The following is a 1,572-nucleotide window of genomic DNA, read 5'->3' on the forward strand; positions in this document are numbered from 1 at the left end:
AAATAAAGGTTAGGATGTTCTATGAGTGGTGAAAAAACCGAACAACCCACCGCCAAAAAGCTCCGCGACGCCCGAAAAAAAGGACAAGTCGCAAAGAGCCAAGAGATCGTCTCTTCGGCGTTAATTCTGGCACTCATCGCCGTGCTGTTCGCCTTTGCCGATTACTACATGTCGCACATCTCTGCCCTACTTTTGCTGCCAAGCGAGCTCGCATATCAAGGCTTTCAAGACGCATTGATCGATGTTGCCATCGCTATCGCCAAAGAGATGGCCTACCTCCTCGCGCCAATTATTTTGGTCGCCGCGCTTATCGCTATTTTTTCTAACATGGGACAGTTTGGTTTTCTTTTTAGTGGCGAGTCCATCAAGCCCGACATTAAGAAAATCAACCCTGTCGAGGGCGCAAAGCGCATCTTCTCGCTAAAAAGCGTCATTGAGTTCATCAAGTCGATACTCAAGGTGTCTCTGCTTTCCTGCATCATTTGGGTTACGTTGCGGGGCAACATCAACACCTTGATGCAAATTCCAACTTGTGGATTGGAATGTGTCCCTGCGGTGACGGGAGTCATGATTAAACAATTGATGATCATTTCATCGGTTGGTTTTGTTGTGATCGCTGCGGCAGATTTTGCCTACCAAAAGTTTGACCACACGAAGAAGCTCAAAATGAGCAAGGACGAAGTGAAACGTGAGTACAAAGAGATGGAAGGCAGCCCGGAAATCAAAAGTAAACGCCGTCAGCTTCATCAAGAACTTCAAGCTTCTAATCAACGCGAAAACGTTAAGCGCTCCAACGTATTAGTAACGAACCCGACTCACATCGCGGTTGGTCTGTACTACAAAAAAGGCGAAACACCGTTACCTGTCATCACTCTGATGGAAACCGATGCGATGGCTAAACGCATGATTGCAATTGCACGAGAAGAAGGCGTGCCAGTAATGCAAAAAGTGCCATTGGCGCGTGCGCTTTATGCCGACGGCAACGTTGACCAATACATCCCAAGCGAGTTAATTGAAGCCACGGCAGAAGTGCTCCGTTGGCTGGCGTCATTGGAATCTGATGGTACTCAAAGATAGTTTTATTCAAAGGGCAAAGTACGTTGCTTTGTCCTCAATAAAACTCAGGTTGATTTAACATTTCTAGCACGGATACGTCTGCAGAAAGCGCGTTTGATTGACTTGTAAACCTAAAGCTCAGCGCGCTTTTCAATCAGAAAATCCATAAGGACGCGGATTTTCTTGGGCATGTTTTCACGTGAAGGGATATAGAGATAAAAGCCCGGAAACGGTTTACACCAATCAACAAAAACGCGCTCCAGTTTCCCTTCTTCAAGATACTTCAATACCCATAAATCAATGTGCTTGATAAGTCCCACCCCCTGAATAGCAGCTTGCAACATGCTGTAATCGTCGTTGAACACCGCATTGCCTTTCGGTTCAAATATCACCGTATGTTTAGCAACATCAGGAGACGTGAGTGACCAAGTGTCGAGTGTGCCACTTGAGGTAAAACGGTACGCGAGGCAGGTGTGATGCGCTAAGTCATTCGGCGTTTCAGGTTTTCCGTATCGC

2 protein-coding genes are annotated in these 1,572 nt (G+C 46.6%); one reads left to right on the forward strand and one right to left on the reverse strand.

Going from position 1 to position 1,572, the window contains the following annotated elements; all coding sequences use genetic code 11:
* Positions 1-21: 21 nt before the first annotated feature.
* Complete coding sequence (gene vscU, locus R7O13_RS24015) at positions 22-1,077, forward strand: SctU family type III secretion system export apparatus subunit VscU (protein WP_017448968.1); 1,056 nt, start codon at positions 22-24, stop codon at positions 1,075-1,077.
* A gap of 110 nt (positions 1,078-1,187) precedes the next feature.
* Here the strand turns inward: vscU and R7O13_RS24020 are convergent.
* The coding region (locus R7O13_RS24020) for a LysR substrate-binding domain-containing protein (RefSeq protein WP_318304819.1) at positions 1,188-1,572 on the reverse strand (385 nt) is incomplete at its 5' end.

The sequence above is a fragment of the Vibrio sp. Y176 genome, assembly GCF_033438945.1.

Coding starts and splice junctions, on each gene's coding strand:
- vscU (WP_017448968.1), top strand. CDS start 22: ATGAGTGGTGAAAAAACCGAACAACCCACCGCCAAAAAGCTCCGCGAC.